This is a genomic window from Polymorphobacter sp. (genome assembly GCF_048007885.1).
GTDB lineage: Bacteria > Pseudomonadota > Alphaproteobacteria > Sphingomonadales > Sphingomonadaceae > Sandarakinorhabdus.
This window is the reverse complement of record NZ_CP180346.1, coordinates 1,489,645-1,505,603: the sequence shown is the minus strand read 5'-3', so window position 1 is coordinate 1,505,603 and position 15,959 is coordinate 1,489,645. Positions and strand designations below refer to the sequence as shown.

15 protein-coding genes are annotated in these 15,959 nt (G+C 67.9%); 7 read left to right on the top strand and 8 right to left on the bottom strand.

Translation table 11 applies throughout. From position 1 onward, the window contains the following. Positions 1 to 155: 155 nt before the first annotated feature. From pepN to ACMVO5_RS07100, 5 genes are read left to right on the top strand one after another with little or no spacing between them, the layout of a single operon-like run. Entirely contained in the window at positions 156 to 2,732 is a 2,577-nt protein-coding gene (pepN, locus tag ACMVO5_RS07120) for an aminopeptidase N (protein ID WP_416909326.1), read from the top strand. Positions 2,733 to 2,735: 3 nt separating this feature from the next. Continuing rightward, entirely contained in the window at positions 2,736 to 3,680 is a 945-nt protein-coding gene (locus tag ACMVO5_RS07115; protein ID WP_416906832.1) for a histone deacetylase, read from the top strand. Beyond that, the gene (locus ACMVO5_RS07110) at positions 3,680 to 4,261 is read left to right on the top strand and encodes an RNA polymerase sigma factor (RefSeq protein ID WP_416906831.1); all 582 of its coding nucleotides are present in this window, start codon (positions 3,680 to 3,682) and stop codon (positions 4,259 to 4,261) included. Before ACMVO5_RS07115 ends, ACMVO5_RS07110 begins: the two co-directional genes overlap by 1 nt. Then, a complete protein-coding gene (locus ACMVO5_RS07105; protein WP_416906830.1) occupies positions 4,258 to 4,707 on the top strand; it encodes a hypothetical protein in 450 nt (149 codons plus the stop codon). The genes ACMVO5_RS07110 and ACMVO5_RS07105 overlap by 4 nt, the downstream gene beginning before the upstream one ends. After that, on the top strand, positions 4,704 to 5,165 hold the full coding sequence (locus ACMVO5_RS07100) for a periplasmic heavy metal sensor (RefSeq protein ID WP_416906829.1): 462 nt from the start codon (positions 4,704 to 4,706) through the stop codon (positions 5,163 to 5,165). Before ACMVO5_RS07105 ends, ACMVO5_RS07100 begins: the two co-directional genes overlap by 4 nt. 3 nt (positions 5,166 to 5,168) lie before the next feature. Here the strand turns inward: ACMVO5_RS07100 and ACMVO5_RS07095 are convergent, their stop codons facing one another. Further along, complete coding sequence (locus ACMVO5_RS07095; protein WP_416906828.1) at positions 5,169 to 6,032, bottom strand: D-amino-acid transaminase; 864 nt, start codon at positions 6,030 to 6,032, stop codon at positions 5,169 to 5,171. Positions 6,033 to 6,087: 55 nt separating this feature from the next. Here ACMVO5_RS07095 and ACMVO5_RS07090 point away from each other — a divergent pair, with 55 nt between their 5' ends. Further along, the gene (locus ACMVO5_RS07090) at positions 6,088 to 7,485 is read left to right on the top strand and encodes a cryptochrome/photolyase family protein (RefSeq protein WP_416906827.1); all 1,398 of its coding nucleotides are present in this window, start codon (positions 6,088 to 6,090) and stop codon (positions 7,483 to 7,485) included. A 148-nt stretch (positions 7,486 to 7,633) separates the two neighbouring features. Here ACMVO5_RS07090 and ACMVO5_RS07085 read toward each other — a convergent pair whose 3' ends face one another. The 7 genes from ACMVO5_RS07085 to ACMVO5_RS07055 form a co-directional block, all read right to left on the bottom strand. Then, positions 7,634 to 10,093: a TonB-dependent receptor gene (locus tag ACMVO5_RS07085; RefSeq protein ID WP_416906826.1), complete on the bottom strand. Its 2,460-nt coding sequence runs from the start codon at positions 10,091 to 10,093 to the stop codon at positions 7,634 to 7,636. 190 nt (positions 10,094 to 10,283) lie between these two features. Then, complete coding sequence (locus tag ACMVO5_RS07080) at positions 10,284 to 10,973, bottom strand: SDR family NAD(P)-dependent oxidoreductase (protein WP_416906825.1); 690 nt, start codon at positions 10,971 to 10,973, stop codon at positions 10,284 to 10,286. A 108-nt stretch (positions 10,974 to 11,081) separates the two neighbouring features. Continuing rightward, a complete protein-coding gene (clpS, locus tag ACMVO5_RS07075) occupies positions 11,082 to 11,426 on the bottom strand; it encodes an ATP-dependent Clp protease adapter ClpS (protein WP_416906824.1) in 345 nt (114 codons plus the stop codon). A 125-nt stretch (positions 11,427 to 11,551) separates the two neighbouring features. Further along, positions 11,552 to 12,466 (bottom strand): phasin family protein, encoded by a 915-nt coding sequence (locus ACMVO5_RS07070; RefSeq protein ID WP_416906823.1) that lies wholly within the window; start codon positions 12,464 to 12,466, stop codon positions 11,552 to 11,554. A gap of 103 nt (positions 12,467 to 12,569) precedes the next feature. After that, the gene (gene pgmG / locus ACMVO5_RS07065) at positions 12,570 to 13,949 is read right to left on the bottom strand and encodes a phosphoglucomutase/phosphomannomutase PgmG (protein WP_416906822.1); all 1,380 of its coding nucleotides are present in this window, start codon (positions 13,947 to 13,949) and stop codon (positions 12,570 to 12,572) included. Between the two features lie 7 nt (positions 13,950 to 13,956). Then, the gene (locus ACMVO5_RS07060) at positions 13,957 to 14,196 is read right to left on the bottom strand and encodes a J domain-containing protein (RefSeq protein WP_416906821.1); all 240 of its coding nucleotides are present in this window, start codon (positions 14,194 to 14,196) and stop codon (positions 13,957 to 13,959) included. Then, on the bottom strand, positions 14,196 to 14,981 hold the full coding sequence (locus ACMVO5_RS07055) for a division plane positioning ATPase MipZ (RefSeq protein ID WP_416906820.1): 786 nt from the start codon (positions 14,979 to 14,981) through the stop codon (positions 14,196 to 14,198). The genes ACMVO5_RS07060 and ACMVO5_RS07055 overlap by 1 nt, the downstream gene beginning before the upstream one ends. An 84-nt stretch (positions 14,982 to 15,065) precedes the next feature. Here ACMVO5_RS07055 and panC point away from each other — a divergent pair, with 84 nt between their 5' ends. Further along, entirely contained in the window at positions 15,066 to 15,902 is an 837-nt protein-coding gene (panC, locus tag ACMVO5_RS07050) for a pantoate--beta-alanine ligase (RefSeq protein ID WP_416909325.1), read from the top strand. Positions 15,903 to 15,959 lie beyond the last annotated feature (57 nt).

Genomic DNA, 15,959 nt, shown 5'->3' with positions numbered 1-15,959 from the left:
CGCAACTTTCCCGCCGCTGGGCCGTAAACAGCATCAAGGCCAGCGATACCCCCCTCTCGCGGCCTTCGAACCTGCTCCGGCGGCAGCCTTCCCTCCCCCCTCGCTGCCGCCGGACTTGTTTCGTATCGGGCCGCAGGCAATATGGGGTCATGCAGATGATGGACGCCCGCGCCGCGACACCCCTCGAGATCGTCAGGCTCAAGGATTATCAGCCCCCCGACTGGCTGGTGCCCGAAGTGCGCCTCGAGTTCGACCTCGCCGCCGCCGTCACCGTGGTGCGCGCGACGCTGAGCGTGGTCCGAGGTGGGGATCACAAGCGGCCGCTCGTCCTCGATGGTCGCGCGCTGGAAACGAAGTGGGTCGAGGTTGATGGCCAGCGCGTCAATGCCGTCCCCGACGGCGACCGGCTGACGCTCCCCATCTCGGGTGACCGGGCGACGATCACCAGCGAAGTCCATATCAAGCCCGCCGCCAACACCCGCCTGATGGGCCTTTATGCCAGCGAAGGCCGGCTGGTGACCCAGTGCGAGGCCGAGGGCTTCCGCGCCATCACCTGGTTCCCTGACCGGCCCGACATCCTGTCGCGCTACACGGTCCGGCTCGCCGCCGACGCGGCCGCCTATCCGGTGCTGCTCTCCAACGGCGAGGCCGGCGCCACCGAGCCGCTCGAAGGTGGCCGCCATGCGGTCACCTGGACCGACCCCTGGCCCAAGCCCAGCTATCTGTTCGCGCTGGTGGCGGGCGACCTCAGCGCCCGGCGCGATGAATTCATCACCGCGTCAGGCCGCAAGGTGGCGCTGGCGATCTGGACCGCCGAGGCCGATGTGCCGCGCTCGGCGCACGCCATGGCCGCGCTCAAGGCCAGCATGGTCTGGGATGAGCGTGTCTATGGCCGGGAATATGATCTGAATGTGTTCAACATCGTCGCCGTGGCCGATTTCAACGCCGGCGCCATGGAAAACAAGGGCCTCAACATCTTCAACTCCAAATATGTGCTGGCCGATGCCGAAACCGCGACCGACGCCGATTTCGACGCGGTCGCAGCCGTGGTCGCCCATGAATATTTCCACAACTGGACCGGCAACCGGGTCACCTGCCGGGACTGGTTCCAGCTCTCGTTGAAGGAAGGGCTGACCGTCTTTCGCGACCAGCAATTCTCCGCTGATCAGGGGTCGGCTGCTGTCCGCCGCATCGATGATGTGCGCGCACTTCGTGCCGTGCAATTCCCCGAAGATGCCGGCCCGCTGGCGCATCCCATCCGCCCCGATCACTATGCCGAGATCGCCAATTTCTACACCGCGACCGTCTACAACAAGGGCGCCGAGGTGATCCGCATGCTGCACACGCTGCTCGGTGAAACGGGGTTCCGCAAGGGCGCTGACCTCTATTTCGACCGTCATGACGGCCAGGCCGTGACCTGCGAAGACTGGCTGGCCGCGATGGAAGACGCCAATGGCCGCGATCTGCGCCAGTTCCGCCGCTGGTATGAGCAGGCCGGCACGCCGCGCATCGCCGTGCATCAGGCGCGCGCCGGCCGCACCCTCACCGTGGCACTCACCCAGCGCACCCTGCCCACGCCCGGCCAGTCGGTGAAGCCGCTGATGCACATTCCCTTCCGCATCGCGCTCATCGGGCGCACCAGCGGCCGGCGCATCGGGCCGGAGCGGCTTGTCGAGCTGACCGACGCCGAAACCCGGGTCACCTTCGAAGGCCTCGACGAGCCGGTGCTGCTCTCGCTCAACCGGGGCTTTTCCGCCCCCGTCGTGGTCGAGGCCGGCGGCAGCCGCGAAGATCTGGCTTTTCTCGCCGCCGCCGACGATGACCCCTTCGCCCGCTGGGAGGCGATGCAGCGGCTCGCGCTCGATGTGCTGGCCACCGATGACACGCCCGACGAGCTGGTGGCGGCGGTCTCGGCGGCGCTGGCGGCCGGCGAGGCCGGCGCGCTCGATGCCGCGTTCGTGGCCGAAAGCGTGCTCCTGCCCACCGAAGCCTTTATCGGCGATCAGGCCGAGACCGTCGATGTCGAGGCGATCCACCGCCGCCGCGAGGCGGCCCGGCTGGCCATCGCCCGCGCGCTTGAAGACCGCTGGTGGGCCGCCTATCGCCGCCATTCCGGCAGCGGCACGGCGCTCACCCCCGAGGCCAAGGGCGCGCGGCGGCTGGCCAATGTCGCGCTCGCCTATCTCGTCACCGCGGGCGGGCGCGAGGCCATCGAGGCGGCGGCGGCGCAATATGCCGGCGCCCAGACGATGACCGACCGGCTCGGTGCGCTCGGCGCGCTCATCACTACCCGCACGCCCGAACGCGACGCCGCGCTGGCAGATTTCTACTCCCGCTTCGAAGAGAATAATGATGTCATCGACAAATGGTTCAGCGTCCAGGCGATGTCGAGCCGTGACGACACGCTGGCGCAGGTGCGCGCACTCACGGCGCATCCCGCCTTCAAGCTGTCCAACCCCAACCGCCTGCGCGCGCTCATCGGCGCCTTTGCCTCCAACCAGCGCCAGTTCCACGCAGAGAGTGGCGAAGGCTATGCCCTGCTCGCCGATCAGCTTCTCGCCGTTGACCGGATCAACCCGCAATCGGCGGCGCGGCTGGCCGTCCCGCTCGGCCGCTGGAAGCGGTTCGACCCGGCCCGCCAGGCGCTGATGCGCACCCAGCTGGAGCGGATCGTCGCCAGCCCCGGCGTCAGCAAGGACGTGCTGGAAATGGCGTCGCGGGCACTCGGCTGAGCGATGGCGGCGCTGCCGCTGTTTCACGCCGCCGGCTATGCGGTGCGGCTGCCAGATGGCCATGGCTTCCCGATGGACAAATATGCCGCCCTGCCGCTGGCGCTGGGCGCGGAGGCCCGGCTGCTGAGCCCCGACGCCGCCCCGGCAGCGTGGCTGGAAGCGGTCCATCAGCCCGATTATGTCGCCGCGGTGCTGGCGGCAAAGGTGCCGGCCGCCATCGAGCGGCGGATCGGCTTTCCCGTCACGGCAGCAGTGGCAGCGCGAACCCGGCTGGTCGCCGGCGGCACCTATCTCGCCGCCCGCCATGCGCTGGAGCACGGCTGGGCGGCCAATGCGGCGGGCGGCAGCCATCACGCGCTGCCCGATACGGGTGCGGGCTACTGCGTCACCAATGATCTGGCGATCGCTGCCGAGGCGCTGGTCCGGGAAGGCCGGGTGGCGCGCATCCTGATCGTCGATCTCGATGTGCATCAGGGCGACGGCACGGCGGTGATCTTCGCCGGCCGCGAGGATATCCTCACCTTCTCGATGCACGGCGAGAAGAATTTTCCGGTACGCAAGGCGCGCTCGTTCCGCGACGTCGCGCTGCCCGACGGCACTGGCGACACCGATTATCTGGCCGTCCTCGCCGCTGAACTCGATGCGCTGATTGCGCGCCACCGGCCCCAGCTGATCCTCTATCAGGGCGGCGTCGATGTCTTCGCTGGCGACCGGCTGGGCCGGCTTGCGCTCAGCCTTGAGGGCATCGCGGCGCGCGATGCGCTGGTCGCCGGGCGGGCGCACGCCGCCGGCATCCCGATGGCCGCAACACTGGGCGGTGGCTATGGCAGCGACGTCATGGAGATCGCCAGCCGCCATGCGCTGGGTCTGCGGGCGCAATGGGCCGTCTGGCAGGGCGCGCAGGTTGTTGCGGGGGATTTCGGGCCGCCCGTGCGTAAGCAGGGGTGATGACCGTGCAACCCGTGCCGCCGCCCAAAGCGCCCGACGATCTCGCCGGGTTGATGCTGCGCGTGCAGGACGGGGACCGGCTGGCCTTTGCCGCCCTAGTCCGTGCGCTCGAAGGCAGCGGGCTGCGGCTCGCCGACCGCACGCTGGGCGGGGACCGGGCGGCGGCCGAGGACGTCGTGCAGGTCGCGCTCACCCGGCTGTGGACCATGGCGGACCGCTTCGATGCCGCGCGCGGCAGTGTCGGCGGCTGGTATCGGCGGATCATCGTCAACCTCTGCCTCGACCGGCAGCGGGCGAAGCGGCCGATGGTGGCGATCGAGGATGCCCATGATCTGGCGAGCCATGCGCCCGACCCGGAAGCCGCCGCCATCGCCGGCGATACGCGCGCGAGGCTGGCCGCCGCCATGGCGCGCCTCAACGAGCGCCAGCGCGCCGCTATCCAGATGTTTCACGGCGAGGGCCTCAGCATGGCCGAGATCGCCGAGGTGATGGAAACCACGCCCAAGGCCGTCGAGGGATTGCTCGGCCGGGCGCGTATGGAATTGAAGACGATGCTGGCTGAGGAGGCCATGAGCGAGTGACGCGGGAACGGGCATATGAGATTTTGGCCAGCTACGGCGCCCATGCGGCGCGCTGGCCGACGGACGAGCGCGCCGCGCTGCTGGCGCTGGCGGCGGCCGATCCGGAAGTTGCCCGGGCGCTGGCCGCGGAACAGTCGCTCGATGCGATGCTGGTCGGCTGGGCGCGCGATGTGCCCCCTCGGCAGTTCGACCCGGCGGCCTTGCTGCCGGCGCCTGCGGCGACAGCCAGCGGCGGTCGGCGCGGCATGGTGCGCTGGGTTGCTGGTGCGGCCGTGGCGGCTTCGCTGGCGCTGGCGCTGATCGGCCTGCCGCCCGGCGGTGGACAGGTCGAACAGGCCCAAGAAACCGTGGTGGCAACAGCGCTGCCGGCTGACGAAACCGTCGAGCTTGAGGAAGGCTTTGCCATGTTCTTCACGCCCACGGCTGATGAAGAGGATGTGATATGATGAAGAAGATGATCGCGGGCGCCGCGCTGGCGCTGATGATGGCCGGCGCACCGGCTTTGGCGCAGCCGGCCGGCGAGGGGCCGCGCGCCATGCGCGGGCTTTATGCCGGGATGAGCGAGGAAGGCCGCGCCGTGATGCGCACCGCCATGCGCGCCGACTTTGACGAGCGCCGCGATGAGCGGGCCAAGATCAAGGCGGCGCGTGACAAGATGCTGGCAATCGTCGAGGCCGAGACGCTCGATGTGCGCGCCCTCAAGGCAGCGATGGACGAGGAGCGGTCGATTGCAGCCGCCAGCCATGTGCGCCGGCAGGAGGCGATGCTCGCCGGGCTTGAGCAGCTGTCGGTGGCAGACCGCAAGGCCTTTGTCGAAGGCGCGCGGGCCAGCCGCGAACGGATTGCCGAACGGCTGGAACAGCGGCGGGGCGGCATGAGGGAGCAGCGGCGCGGCGCCGAATAAGGCTCAGCGCCACCCGGTCTGGCGGGCGATCTCGTCGGCGACAAGGCCGATCAGCCGTGCCGCCACCGGCCCGGGCCGGCCCTCGCCAATATCATGCCCGTCAATGCGCGTGACCGGCAAGATCGGCGCCGTGGTGCTGGTCAGCAGTGCCTCATCAGCCCCCAGCGCCTCGCCCAGCGAAAAGGGCCGCTCCTCGACCGGGATCTGCGCCTCGCGCGCCAGGCGCAGCAGCGTCTGCCGGGCGATGCCGGGCAGGATATGCGCCGACAGCGGATGGGTGATGAGCGTGCCGTTCTTGACGATATAGGCGCTGGTGCTGCCACCTTCGCGCACCGTGCCGTCGGGCGCAGTGAACCAGGCCTCGAAGCTCCCCTGCGCGCGCGCATCCTGCTTGGCCATCACATTGGCGAGCAGGCCGGTGCTCTTGATATCGACACGCCCCCAGCGCTGGTCGGGGACGGTGATCACGCTCACGCCGCGTTTCTGCTGGGCGGCGCGCTGGCGGAAATCGAAGCGGCGCACGGTCATGATCAGGCGCGGGCGCAGGCCGGGCGCGAAGACATGGTCGCGGCGCGCGGTGCCGCGGGTGACCTGGATATAGAGGATGGCATCAGCGGCGCGGGACTGGGCGATCAGCCGCTTGGCGATCAGGGTCAGGGCGGCGTCTGACTGGGGCAGGGGAATGAACAGCACCGCGCAGTTGCGGCGCAGGCGGGCGAGATGATCGGGCCAGTCGAGCAGTTGGCCATTGAAGACGGCGGCGACCTCATACAGGCTGTCGGCGAACTGCAGACCGCGGTCCTCGACCGGAACATGGGCATCGGCCGTCGGCAGATACTGGCCATCGACATAGGCGCGTTGCGGCATCAGGACACTCGCGTTGGGGGCAGACGAGCAGCGCTGTAGCGGCTAGGGGAGCCAGATGCCAGCACCACAGATCATATGGTTTCGGAATGACTTGCGGCTTGCCGATCAGGCGGCGGTGCGGGCCGCCGCGCGCGCCGGGCCGGTGGTGGCGCTCTATGTGCTCGATGACCATCGCCCGGCGCCGGACAGCGCGCCCGAAGGCTGGCGGCAGGGCTGGGCGATGGGCGCGGCGCAGCGCTGGTGGCTGCATCATTCGCTCGCCAGTCTTGCCAAGGATCTGAAGGCCTTGGGTGGATGCCTCGTGCTGCGGCGCGGGCGGTCGGCCGAGGTGGTGCCGGCGGTGGCGGCCGAGGTGGGGGCAGGGGCGGTCCACTGCCTTGGCCGGGTCGAGCCCTGGGCGCGGGCCGATGAGGCGGCGGTGGCGGCGCGGGTGCGGCTTCATGTGCATGACGGTGTGGCTCTGGTGCGGCCCGAGAGCGTGTTGACGGGCACAGGGGGGCGCTACCGGATCTTCACGCCGTGGTGGCGGCGGATGCTGGAGCAGATGTCGCCCGGCCAGCCCTGGGGGGCGCCCGAAGCGATTGATTTCGTGGGCGATGTGGCCAGCGACCGGCTTGAGGACTGGGGGCTGCTGCCGATGCGGCCGAACTGGGCCAAGGGCTTTGATGTCTGGACGCCGGGCGAGGCGGGGGCGGCGGCGCGGCTGGCGGATTTTGTTGGCCGCGCAAGTGCTTATGATCGCACGCGGAACCTGCCTTCGGTGGAGGGGACGTCGCGGCTGTCGCCGCATCTGGCCATGGGGGAGATTTCGGTGCGCACCGTCTGGCGGGCGGTGGAGGGGGCGGTTGGCGAGGCTGGGGAGCCGTTTTTGCGGGAGTTGGGGTGGCGGGATTTTGCCGCCAATATCCTTGATCTGTTTCCGGATCACGGCGAGGTGCCGGGGCGCGCGGTGTTCGAGCGCTTCGGGTTTCTTGAGGATTCAGAAGCGCTTGCAGCGTGGCAGCAGGGCAGAACAGGCTATCCGGTGGTGGATGCGGGGATGCGGCAGCTTTGGGGGGAGGGCTGGATGCACAACCGGGTGCGGATGATTGCGGCGTCGTTCTTGACCAAGCATCTGCTGATCGACTGGCGGCATGGGGAGCGGTGGTTCTGGGATTGTCTGGTGGATGCCGATCTGGCTGCGAATTCATTGGGTTGGCAGTGGGTGATGGGCTCTGGCGTCGACAGTTCGCCGTTCAACCGGGTGTTTGCGCCGGTGGGGCAGAGCGCCAAGTTCGAGGCCGCTGACTATATCCGGCGCTGGGTGCCGGAGCTGCGCTCGCTGGATGACAAGGCCATTCATGCGCCTTGGGAGCATGGCGGGGTGCGGTGCTATCCGCCGCCGATCGTTGGCCATGAAGCGGCGCGGGCGCGGGCATTGGATGCGTTCGGCGTGGCAAGAGCGGGGGTTTGAGGGGGTCTGGAAGGTCAGGAAGGTTAGGGGGTCGAGGGGTCTTGCCCTCAAAGCGGCACAATTATAACCATATTGGTGAAAAAGTCAAGAGGGCAAGAAAAAGGCCCCGGCGTGCGCCGGGGCCTTTCCTTTGGCGGTGTGCCCGAGATCAGAAGCGGACGAAGACTTCCAGGCCCAGCTCGCGGGCGCGGGGCAGGCCGCCGAAAGTGCGGCGGCTGCCGCCGGGACCGGCGGTTTCACCACCGGCCGAGCTGAAGCTCAGATCGTTGGTGAGGTTGAGGCCGTAGAGGTCGAGCCGGATCATGTCGGTCAGCTGCGACGACAGGCGGGCGTTGAACTTCCAATAGCCCGGCACTTCGTTGAACTCGAAGTTGTCGAGGAAGATGTCGCCGAAATAGACGGCGTCGACGCGCAGGAAGGTCTCCTTGTCGAAGTCCAGCAGCTTGTTGAAGCGGATGGTGCCCGCGAGCGCGCTCGACCACTTCGGAATGTAGCGCGGACGATTGCCATTCGACGAGATCTGCTCGCCCGGCCCGAGCTGGCCCGGGGCGAGGACGGCGGTGGCGAGCGAGCCGGCACCGGCGAAGTCGGTCAGCTCGGCATCGACATAGGTGACATTGCCTTCAAGCCGCAGCCACTCGGCCGGGGTATAGTTGGCTTCCGCCTCGATGCCCTTGTAGCGCGAGTCGCCAGCCGAGAAGAGCGGCACGAAGGTGCCGGGCGACAGCTCGAACTGCACCTGGTTTTCCCAGTCCATGTAGAAACCGGCCACCGCGAGGTTGAGGTTCGGCATGGGCTGTGCCTTGACGCCGACTTCAAAGGCGTTGAGGCGCTGGACCGGCGTGATGAAGCCGAAGGTGGCGGGATCGAGACCGGCGCTGGGAACGGCGGCGGCATAATCGAGCACGTTGGTGTCCGACCCCTGCAAATAGCTGATCGCCCAGTTGGCATAGATGTTCAGCTGGTCGTTGGGGTTATACTGCAGCGAGACGCGCGGCATGAACTTGGTGAAGCTCTGCGAGACGTTGCGCACCGCCTCGGGCAGCGGATCGCTCGGGCCAAAGTCACGCAGCGTCGGACCATTGTAGACGGTGGTGATCTTGTCGGTGCCGTAGCGGCCTTCGAGCGACAGGGTGATGTCTGACGTGACGTCGAAATCGACCGTGCCGAAGACGCCGAACACGTCGGAGTCGATGAAGGTCAGCGCCTGGTCGTCGATGGCCGGGCCGAAGAAGGTGGCACCGGCAAAGGGCGAGAACTCGAACGTCCGCGAGGCGCCGCTATAGTAGCTGAAGCCGAACTGATAGCGGATCCGCTGGTCGGCGGGCGAGGCGACGCGCGCTTCGGCGAACAGATCGTGCGAGTAGAAGGCGAAGGCGGTCAGGCGCTGGTTGGCGCCGAGCGCCCCGTCCTGCGAATCGCGGACCCGGTAGCTGCCGTTCTGGCCATAGGAGAAGACCAGGCTCAGCGTGTGATCGCCGGGGATGTCGAACTCACCCGACTGGTTGATGAGCCAGGTGTTGTAGGTGTTGCCATTGCCGTTGGGGGCATTGGGGATGGCATAGTTGTCAGCCTCGGGGGGCAGCGTGCGGATATAGTCGATCGAGCCGCTGAACGGATCGAGCGGCACGGTGTTGCCCTCGAAATTGCCGACGGCCGGCGCCTGGAAGCCGCCCGGCGCGTCATAATCCGGCACTTGGCCGCAGACGATGGTGCGCGTGCTCTGCGACAGGTCGGTGGTGAAGCTGCCGGTGAGTTCGCCGGTGACGACGTTGCGCTTTTCCCCCGAGAAGGTCAGGTCGCAGGTGCCCGGGGGCGAATTGCCGGGGATGTTGACGGTGGCGCGGGTGTCGCTTGCGTCGACCCAATAGCCGGTGGTCTTCAGCTTGACGCCGTTCTTGTTGTCATAAACCAGCGTGCCCTGCAGGCTGGTGGTCTCTTCGGTGCCGAGCGGATCACCGTTGGTGAAGGTGAAGTCGGCGCCAGCGCGGCGATATTGGGCGCCGATGCGCACGCCGAGGTTTTCCGTCAGCGGAATGGTGACGGCGCCCTGGATCTGGTAGGTGTCCTGATCGGTGGGCGAATAAAGGCCGTTGACGAAGCCTTCGAACTCGTCGCCCGGCTCCTGCGGCAGGAAGTTGACGGCACCGGCGAAGGTGTTGCGGCCATAAAGGGCGTTTTGCGGGCCCTTGATGATTTCGACGCGCTGCAGGTCGAAGGTCGGCAGCAGGCCGGCACCGCCCGAGAGATAGGAGCCGTTGAAGAACACGGCACCGGCGCGCGAGGCGGGGTTTTCGTTCTGCACGGCGACGCCGCGGAAGCGGATCGAGGGGTTGTCACGGCCAGACGCACCGCCCTGGCCGGTTTCCTGGAAATCGAAGCCCGGCGTGAAGGCCGACAGGTCGGCGAGCGTGTTGACGCCGCGCGATTCGATGTCGTCCTGGCTGAAGGTGGTGACGGCCAGCGGCACCTCGACCAGCGACTCTTCGCGCTTGCGGGCGGTGACGACGATGGTGGCGTCGGCGGTTTCGGCCGCGGCGGTCGTCTGCGCATTGGCAGCGACGGTGGGAAGAGCGGCCAGCAGGCCGATCAGCGAGCCCGTGGTCATGAGCGTGGAAAGCAGTTTGGTATGCATTTGATTTATACCCCCGATGTTGGACGTCCATCGAATGACAGCGACGATTCGACTTTGCAAGCGTTCGCTATCCGCACAGTGGTCAAAGTAGGATTTGCGCCATTTGTGATGATTTTTTGCGACAGTTCGGTTTCGGCCGTTCAGGCGACGGGGCGGGGCCGTTTCAGGGCGTGATTTCCTCGCCCCGCCAATCGAAGATATGCCCGCTTTGCGAAGGGGTTAGCTGGTCAACGACAGCGAGCAGATGGGCGGCGGACTGGGCGGGTGTGAACAGCGTTTTGGCGCTGCGCTGGAACGGCTGGGAGAGTGCCGTGTCGACGGTGCCGGGGTGGAGGGCGGCCACCACCGCCTCGGGCCAGCGGCGGGCGTGTTCGATGGCGATGGTGCGGATGAGCTGGTGGAGCGCGGCCTTGCCGGCGCGGTAGCTGTGCCAGCCGCCGAGTCGATTGTCCGAGATCGAGCCGACGCGGGCGCCGAGGGCCGCGAACAGGCTTTTGCCCTCGCGCGGCATGAGCGGCAGGAAGGCCTGGGCGACGAGCGCCGGGCCGGTGGCATTTGTGGCGAAGCTCCGGGCGAGCGCGTCTGCGTTGAGTTCCCTGAGCGCGCGTTCGGGGCGGAGCGTGTCAGCGTGGAGCAGGCCGGTGGCGCAGATGACGAGGCGCGGCGGCTCGGCGAGGCTGGCCGCCGCGGCGCTGATGCTGGCCGGGCTGGTGAGATCGAGCACGTCGCGGGTGAAGCGGGTGACACGGCCGACCGCGGGATCAGCATCAAGCAGCCCGGCAAGTGCGGCGCCGATGCCGCCCGAAGCGCCGATGACGACGGCATGGATGGGGGCGGGGAAGCTGCTGAGCATAGCCCGGCTCTAGCGGCGGCGGCGCGGCGGCGCGAGCGGGCGCGGCGTCGCGGGGGCGGCTATTTCCTTCCCCCCTTCACTCCTTTTCCCCCTAATCCTTCTCCCCCCCTAGTCCTTCTCCATGGTGCACTGGAGGGGGTGCTGGTGTTCGCGGGCGAAGTCGATGACCTGATTGACCTTGGTTTCGGCGACTTCATAGGTGAAGATACCGCAGACGCCGACGCCGCGCTGGTGGACATGGAGCATGACGCGGGTGGCATCCTCGACGCTCATGCGGAAGAAGCGTTGCAGGCACAGGACGACGAATTCCATGGGCGTGTAATCGTCGTTGAGCATCAGCACCTTGTAGAGATTGGGCTTCTGCGTCTTGGGCTTGGTGCGGGTGGCGATGCCGACGCCGGTGCCTGGCGTGTCATTGTCATTGTCGTCCGCATTGCTGTGGATGGGGCGCATGGTCAGTCCTGATCGGGTGGGGCCTGGGCGGCCGTCATGACGCTCTTATAAGGAATGGCGGCGAATGAGAAAAGGGGTGGCCGCTGGCTGCGACCACCCCTTCCTGTTTGTGCGGTGAAGGCGGCTTACTTGATGTTGACCGCGTTCTTCATCTTGTCGGCGGCGATCGCCATGCGGTTCTGCATCGGCTCGAAGATGTCGCCCGAGATCTTCATCATCATTTCGGTCATCTTCGAGAAATCGGAGACGACGGTGTCGAACTGCGCCTTGGCATAGTCCGACTGGAGCTGCATCAGCTCGTTCGGCGTCTTGGCAGCGGCCACCGACTTGGCAACGGCAGTCATCTCTTCGAACGACTTGCGCGAGGTTTCGGTCATGTGGGCGGCGACCTTCTCGAGGCCGGTGGTGGCGGCGCGGGCCGAGGCGATGACGGCTTCGACATTGCCGCGGGCGAGGTCAGCCATTTCGTCCATCGACTTCATGCTGGTCTCGATCGCTTCCTTCGACTTGGCGGTCATCTGCTCCATCGCTTCCTTGCTGCTCTCGAGCGCGGCTTCGGCGCTGCTGTTCAGCTGGGCGACGGTGTTCTTGACGGTTTCCTGGCTGGTTTCGAATGCGGTGGCCATGACATTATCCTTTTGAAATGAGATATGGAGGGGGGTTTTGGGAACGGACCGCAGCACGGGACGTGCGGCGGGGACGGGACGGGCCGGAACTTTGGCCCCAGAAGAAGTGGAGTTGGTGGTGGGCTTGGGCGCGGCAGCCTTGGCCCCTGCGCCCTTCGGCTTGCTGGCCTTGGGCTTGGGGGTGGGGGCGGCCTTGACGGCTGCGGCGGCAGGCTTGGCTGGCTTGCTCTTCTTGGGCGCGGCCGCTTCCGGCGTTGCCACGATCTTCTGTGCCGACGGGGCCTTTTTCGGCGCCGCCTTGGCGGGCGCGGTCTCGACGGCCTTGAGCACGGGCGCCTTGGTCTCGGCCTTGACGGCGGCTGCTGGAACAGCGGCTGCCGGGGCTTCGGGGGTGCCTTCGCTCTTGGTCGTCATGATCCGATCCACTTCATGTTGTGCGATGCAACATATGGATTTGGGAACCTGAATGCAAGGGATTCATGTTGCGCTGCAACATAAAATCTTTATGATATTGTTTTCAGTGGCCTGTGACGGTGGGGGCGATGCCGCTTCTGACCAGCGCGGCCTCCAGTTCGGCGCGCAGCCGGGCCAGCGCTGATTCGTCGCAGGCCTCGACGCGGGCGACCAGCGCGTCCTGGGTGTTGGAGGCGCGCAGCAGCCACCAGCCATCGGGGCGGATGACGCGGGCGCCGTCGGTCTCGTTGACCGTGGCGCCTTCGGCCTTCAGCGCGGCCAGTACTTCCTCAACGACGGCGAACTTGCGGGTTTCGGAGGCCTGGAAGCGCAGCTCGGGGGTGTTGACCATGACGGGCATGGCGGATTTGAGCGCGGTCAAGGAGCCGCCGAGCGCGGCGACGGCGCCGATCAGGCGGATGGCGGCGTAAAGGCCGTCATCGAAGCCGTACCAGTCATGGCCGAAGAAGATATGGCCGCTCATTTCGCCGGCGAGCGGGCTGCCGGTCGCTTTCATCTGCGCCTTGATCAGGCTGTGGCCGGTCTTCCACATCATCGGCTGGCCGCCGAGTTCGGCGATGCGGTCGAACAGCGCCTGGCTGGCCTTGACGTCGGCGATGATGATGGAGCCGGGCAGCGCCTCGAGCACGGGCTCGGCGAGGATGGCGAGCAGCTGGTCGCCCCAGACGACGCGGCCCTCGCCGTCGATGGCGCCGAGGCGGTCTCCGTCGCCGTCGAAGGCGACGCCGAAGTCGCAGGCGTGGTCGCGCACGGTTCGCTTCAGGTCTTCGAGGTTGCGCTCGTCGGTGGGGTCTGGGTGGTGATTGGGGAAGCTGCCATCGACCTCGGTGAAGAGCAGATGGTGGGTGCCGGGCAGGCGCTTGACGAGGCGCTCGACGACCGGGCCGGCGACGCCGTTGCCGCAATCCCAGGCGATGGTGAAGGGCGGCGGGGTGAAGTCCTTGAGCAGCCGGTCGACGTAGCGGTCCATGATGTCTTCGTCGCGGGCGCTGCCCTGGCCGGATTCGAAGTCGCCGGCCGCGGCCATGGTGCCGAGCGTGCGGATGTCGGCGCCGAAGAAGGGGCGGCCCGCGAGCATCATCTTGAAGCCGTTCCAGTCGGGCGGGTTGTGGCTGCCGGTGACCATGATGCCGCCGTCAGCGCCCAGCGCATGGACAGCGTAATAGAGCATGGGGGTGGGGCCGAGGCCGACGCGCACGACATCGACGCCGGTGCTGGTGAGGCCATCGACGAGCGCGGCTTCGAGCGCGGGCGAGGTGGTGCGGCCGTCGCGGCCGACCGCGACGCTGTGGCCGCCGGCGCGGCGGATGAGGGTGCCGAAGCCCTGGCCGATGGCGCGGGCGTCATCGGGGGTGAGGGTGTCGCCGACGATGCCGCGGATGTCATATTCGCGAAGCGCCGTGGGATGGAAGCTATGGGTCATGCGACTGCTACTGCCTTGACTTTGTGACACTGGCAAGAAGCAGGTCGCGCGCCCGTGTGAGGCGGCGGGTTTGCTCGGCTGAGCCGCCGTGATCGGGGTGGGCCTTGAACAGGGCGGCGCGGAAGGCGGCTTCGATCTCGGCGGCGCTGGCGTTGCGCGAGAGGCCGAGCAGGCGGCGGGCGGCGGCCTTTTCGCGCGGCCAGAGCCACCACAGCGCAAGGCCGGCGAGGATGAGGAGGAAGGCCATCAGATCGGCAGGCGGGCGGGGTCGAAGCCGGGGAGGTTGAGGCCGGCGAGCAGCGCGCGCAGCTCGGCCCGCGCCCCGACATGGCTGAGGCTGAAGTCTTCGAGCGCATCACGGTCGAGCAGCGTCAGGCCGCGCGGGAAGAACTCGCGGTAGATGACGCGCTCGGACAGGCCGGGCAGGTGGCGGAAGCCGATGCGGGTGCCGAGATTGTCGAGGGCGGCGCCCACGCGGCGCTTGTTGCGCGCCTCCAGCGTCGACAGGCGGTTGCGCAGGATCACCCAGTCGATGGTGCCGCTGCGCGCGGCTGCCCTGGCGCGGCGCAGGTCGAAGATCATGGCGGAATAGAAGCCGGGGCGCCTGACGGCATATGTCTCGGGATCGACATCGCCGATCAGGTCGAAATCGACGAAGCTGTCGTTGATCGGCGTGATGATGGTGTCGGCGCGGGCGAGGGCGGCGCGCGCCAGCGGGCTGTCGCGGCCGGGCGTGTCGATGATCAGCGTGTCGATGGCCTGCGCCTGTTCGATGCGCAGGGCGAGTTCGGCCTCGGCGCCTTCGCCTTCGGATATGGTGATGTGATCGGGGGTGGGCAGGGTGAGGCCGCGCGCGGCGGCGAAGTTGACCCGGTTTTCGAGATAGCGGGCAGTGGTGCGCTGGCGGGCGTCGAGGTCGATCATGGCGGTGCGGCGGCCGGCGAGCGTGAGGGCGACGCCGAGATGGACGGCGGTGGTGGATTTGCCGGTGCCGCCCTTTTCGTTGCCGAGCGCGATGATGTGGAGGGGCATGGAGCCTCCTTGGGGGTTGCGTGGGCGCTCGCTTTGGCACAGAGCCCCGGCCCACAACAAGCAGAAGCGAGTTTGGGGATGGCAATGGAAATCGTGCGCACGCCCGCAGGCCTGACCGCCGCGGTGGAGGCGATGCGCCGCGCAGGCGCGCGGGTCGCCTTTGTGCCGACGATGGGCGCGCTGCATGCCGGGCATCTGGCGCTTGTGGCCGAGGGGCTGGCGCGCGCCGATGCGGTGGTCGCCTCGATCTTCGTCAATCCGCGCCAGTTCGGCCCCGGCGAGGATCTGGCGCGCTATCCGCGCGACGAGGCGGGCGACGCGGCCAAGCTTGAGGCGGCGGGCTGCACGCTGCTTTATGCGCCCGATGTGGCGGCCATGTATCCGCCGGGCTTTTCGAGTTTCGTGCGGGTGGACGGCCTGCCCGATGTGCTGTGCGGCGCAGTCAGGCCCGGCCATTTCGACGGGGTGGCGACGGTGGTGACCAAGCTGCTGGCCGCTGCCCGCGCCGATGTGGCGATTTTCGGCGAGAAGGACTGGCAGCAGCTGGCCATCGTCAAGCGCATGGCGGCCGATCTCGACCTTGGCACCGAGATCGTCGGCGCCCCCATCGTGCGTGACAGTGACGGTCTGGCGCTGTCATCACGCAACCTCTACCTCGCGCCCGAGGACCGCGCCCGCGCGCTCGCCCTGCCGCGCGCGCTGGCGGAGGCGCAAGGCCGGCTGCGCGCCGGCGGCGGCGTGGCCGAGGTGCTGGCGCAGGGCGCGCTGGCACTGGCCACCGCTGGCTTTGCCCGGGTCGATTATTTCGAGCTGGTCGACGGCGAGACGCTGGCGACGCTCGATGCGGTGCAGCCGGGCGCGCGGCTGATGGCAGCCGGCGTCGTCGGCACCACCCGGCTGATCGACAATCTGGGGCTTTGAGCGGGCTTGCTGCCATTGCAGAGGCTTGGCCGGGGTGCCTATAGTCCGGGGCTCTCA

Excerpts from the sequence above, each read along its gene's own strand:
- pepN (WP_416909326.1), top strand. The coding sequence starts at position 156 with ATGATGGACGCCCGCGCCGCGACACCCCTCGAGATCGTCAGGCTCAAG.
- ACMVO5_RS07115 (WP_416906832.1), top strand. The coding sequence starts at position 2,736 with ATGGCGGCGCTGCCGCTGTTTCACGCCGCCGGCTATGCGGTGCGGCTG.
- ACMVO5_RS07110 (WP_416906831.1), top strand. The coding sequence starts at position 3,680 with ATGACCGTGCAACCCGTGCCGCCGCCCAAAGCGCCCGACGATCTCGCC.
- ACMVO5_RS07100 (WP_416906829.1), top strand. The coding sequence starts at position 4,704 with ATGATGAAGAAGATGATCGCGGGCGCCGCGCTGGCGCTGATGATGGCC.
- ACMVO5_RS07095 (WP_416906828.1), bottom strand. The coding sequence starts at position 6,032 with ATGCCGCAACGCGCCTATGTCGATGGCCAGTATCTGCCGACGGCCGAT.
- ACMVO5_RS07090 (WP_416906827.1), top strand. The coding sequence starts at position 6,088 with ATGCCAGCACCACAGATCATATGGTTTCGGAATGACTTGCGGCTTGCC.
- ACMVO5_RS07085 (WP_416906826.1), bottom strand. The coding sequence starts at position 10,093 with ATGACCACGGGCTCGCTGATCGGCCTGCTGGCCGCTCTTCCCACCGTC.
- ACMVO5_RS07080 (WP_416906825.1), bottom strand. The coding sequence starts at position 10,973 with ATGCTCAGCAGCTTCCCCGCCCCCATCCATGCCGTCGTCATCGGCGCT.
- clpS (WP_416906824.1), bottom strand. The coding sequence starts at position 11,426 with ATGCGCCCCATCCACAGCAATGCGGACGACAATGACAATGACACGCCA.
- ACMVO5_RS07070 (WP_416906823.1), bottom strand. The coding sequence starts at position 12,466 with ATGACGACCAAGAGCGAAGGCACCCCCGAAGCCCCGGCAGCCGCTGTT.
- pgmG (WP_416906822.1), bottom strand. The coding sequence starts at position 13,949 with ATGACCCATAGCTTCCATCCCACGGCGCTTCGCGAATATGACATCCGC.
- ACMVO5_RS07060 (WP_416906821.1), bottom strand. The coding sequence starts at position 14,196 with ATGGCCTTCCTCCTCATCCTCGCCGGCCTTGCGCTGTGGTGGCTCTGG.
- ACMVO5_RS07055 (WP_416906820.1), bottom strand. The coding sequence starts at position 14,981 with ATGCCCCTCCACATCATCGCGCTCGGCAACGAAAAGGGCGGCACCGGC.
- panC (WP_416909325.1), top strand. The coding sequence starts at position 15,066 with ATGGAAATCGTGCGCACGCCCGCAGGCCTGACCGCCGCGGTGGAGGCG.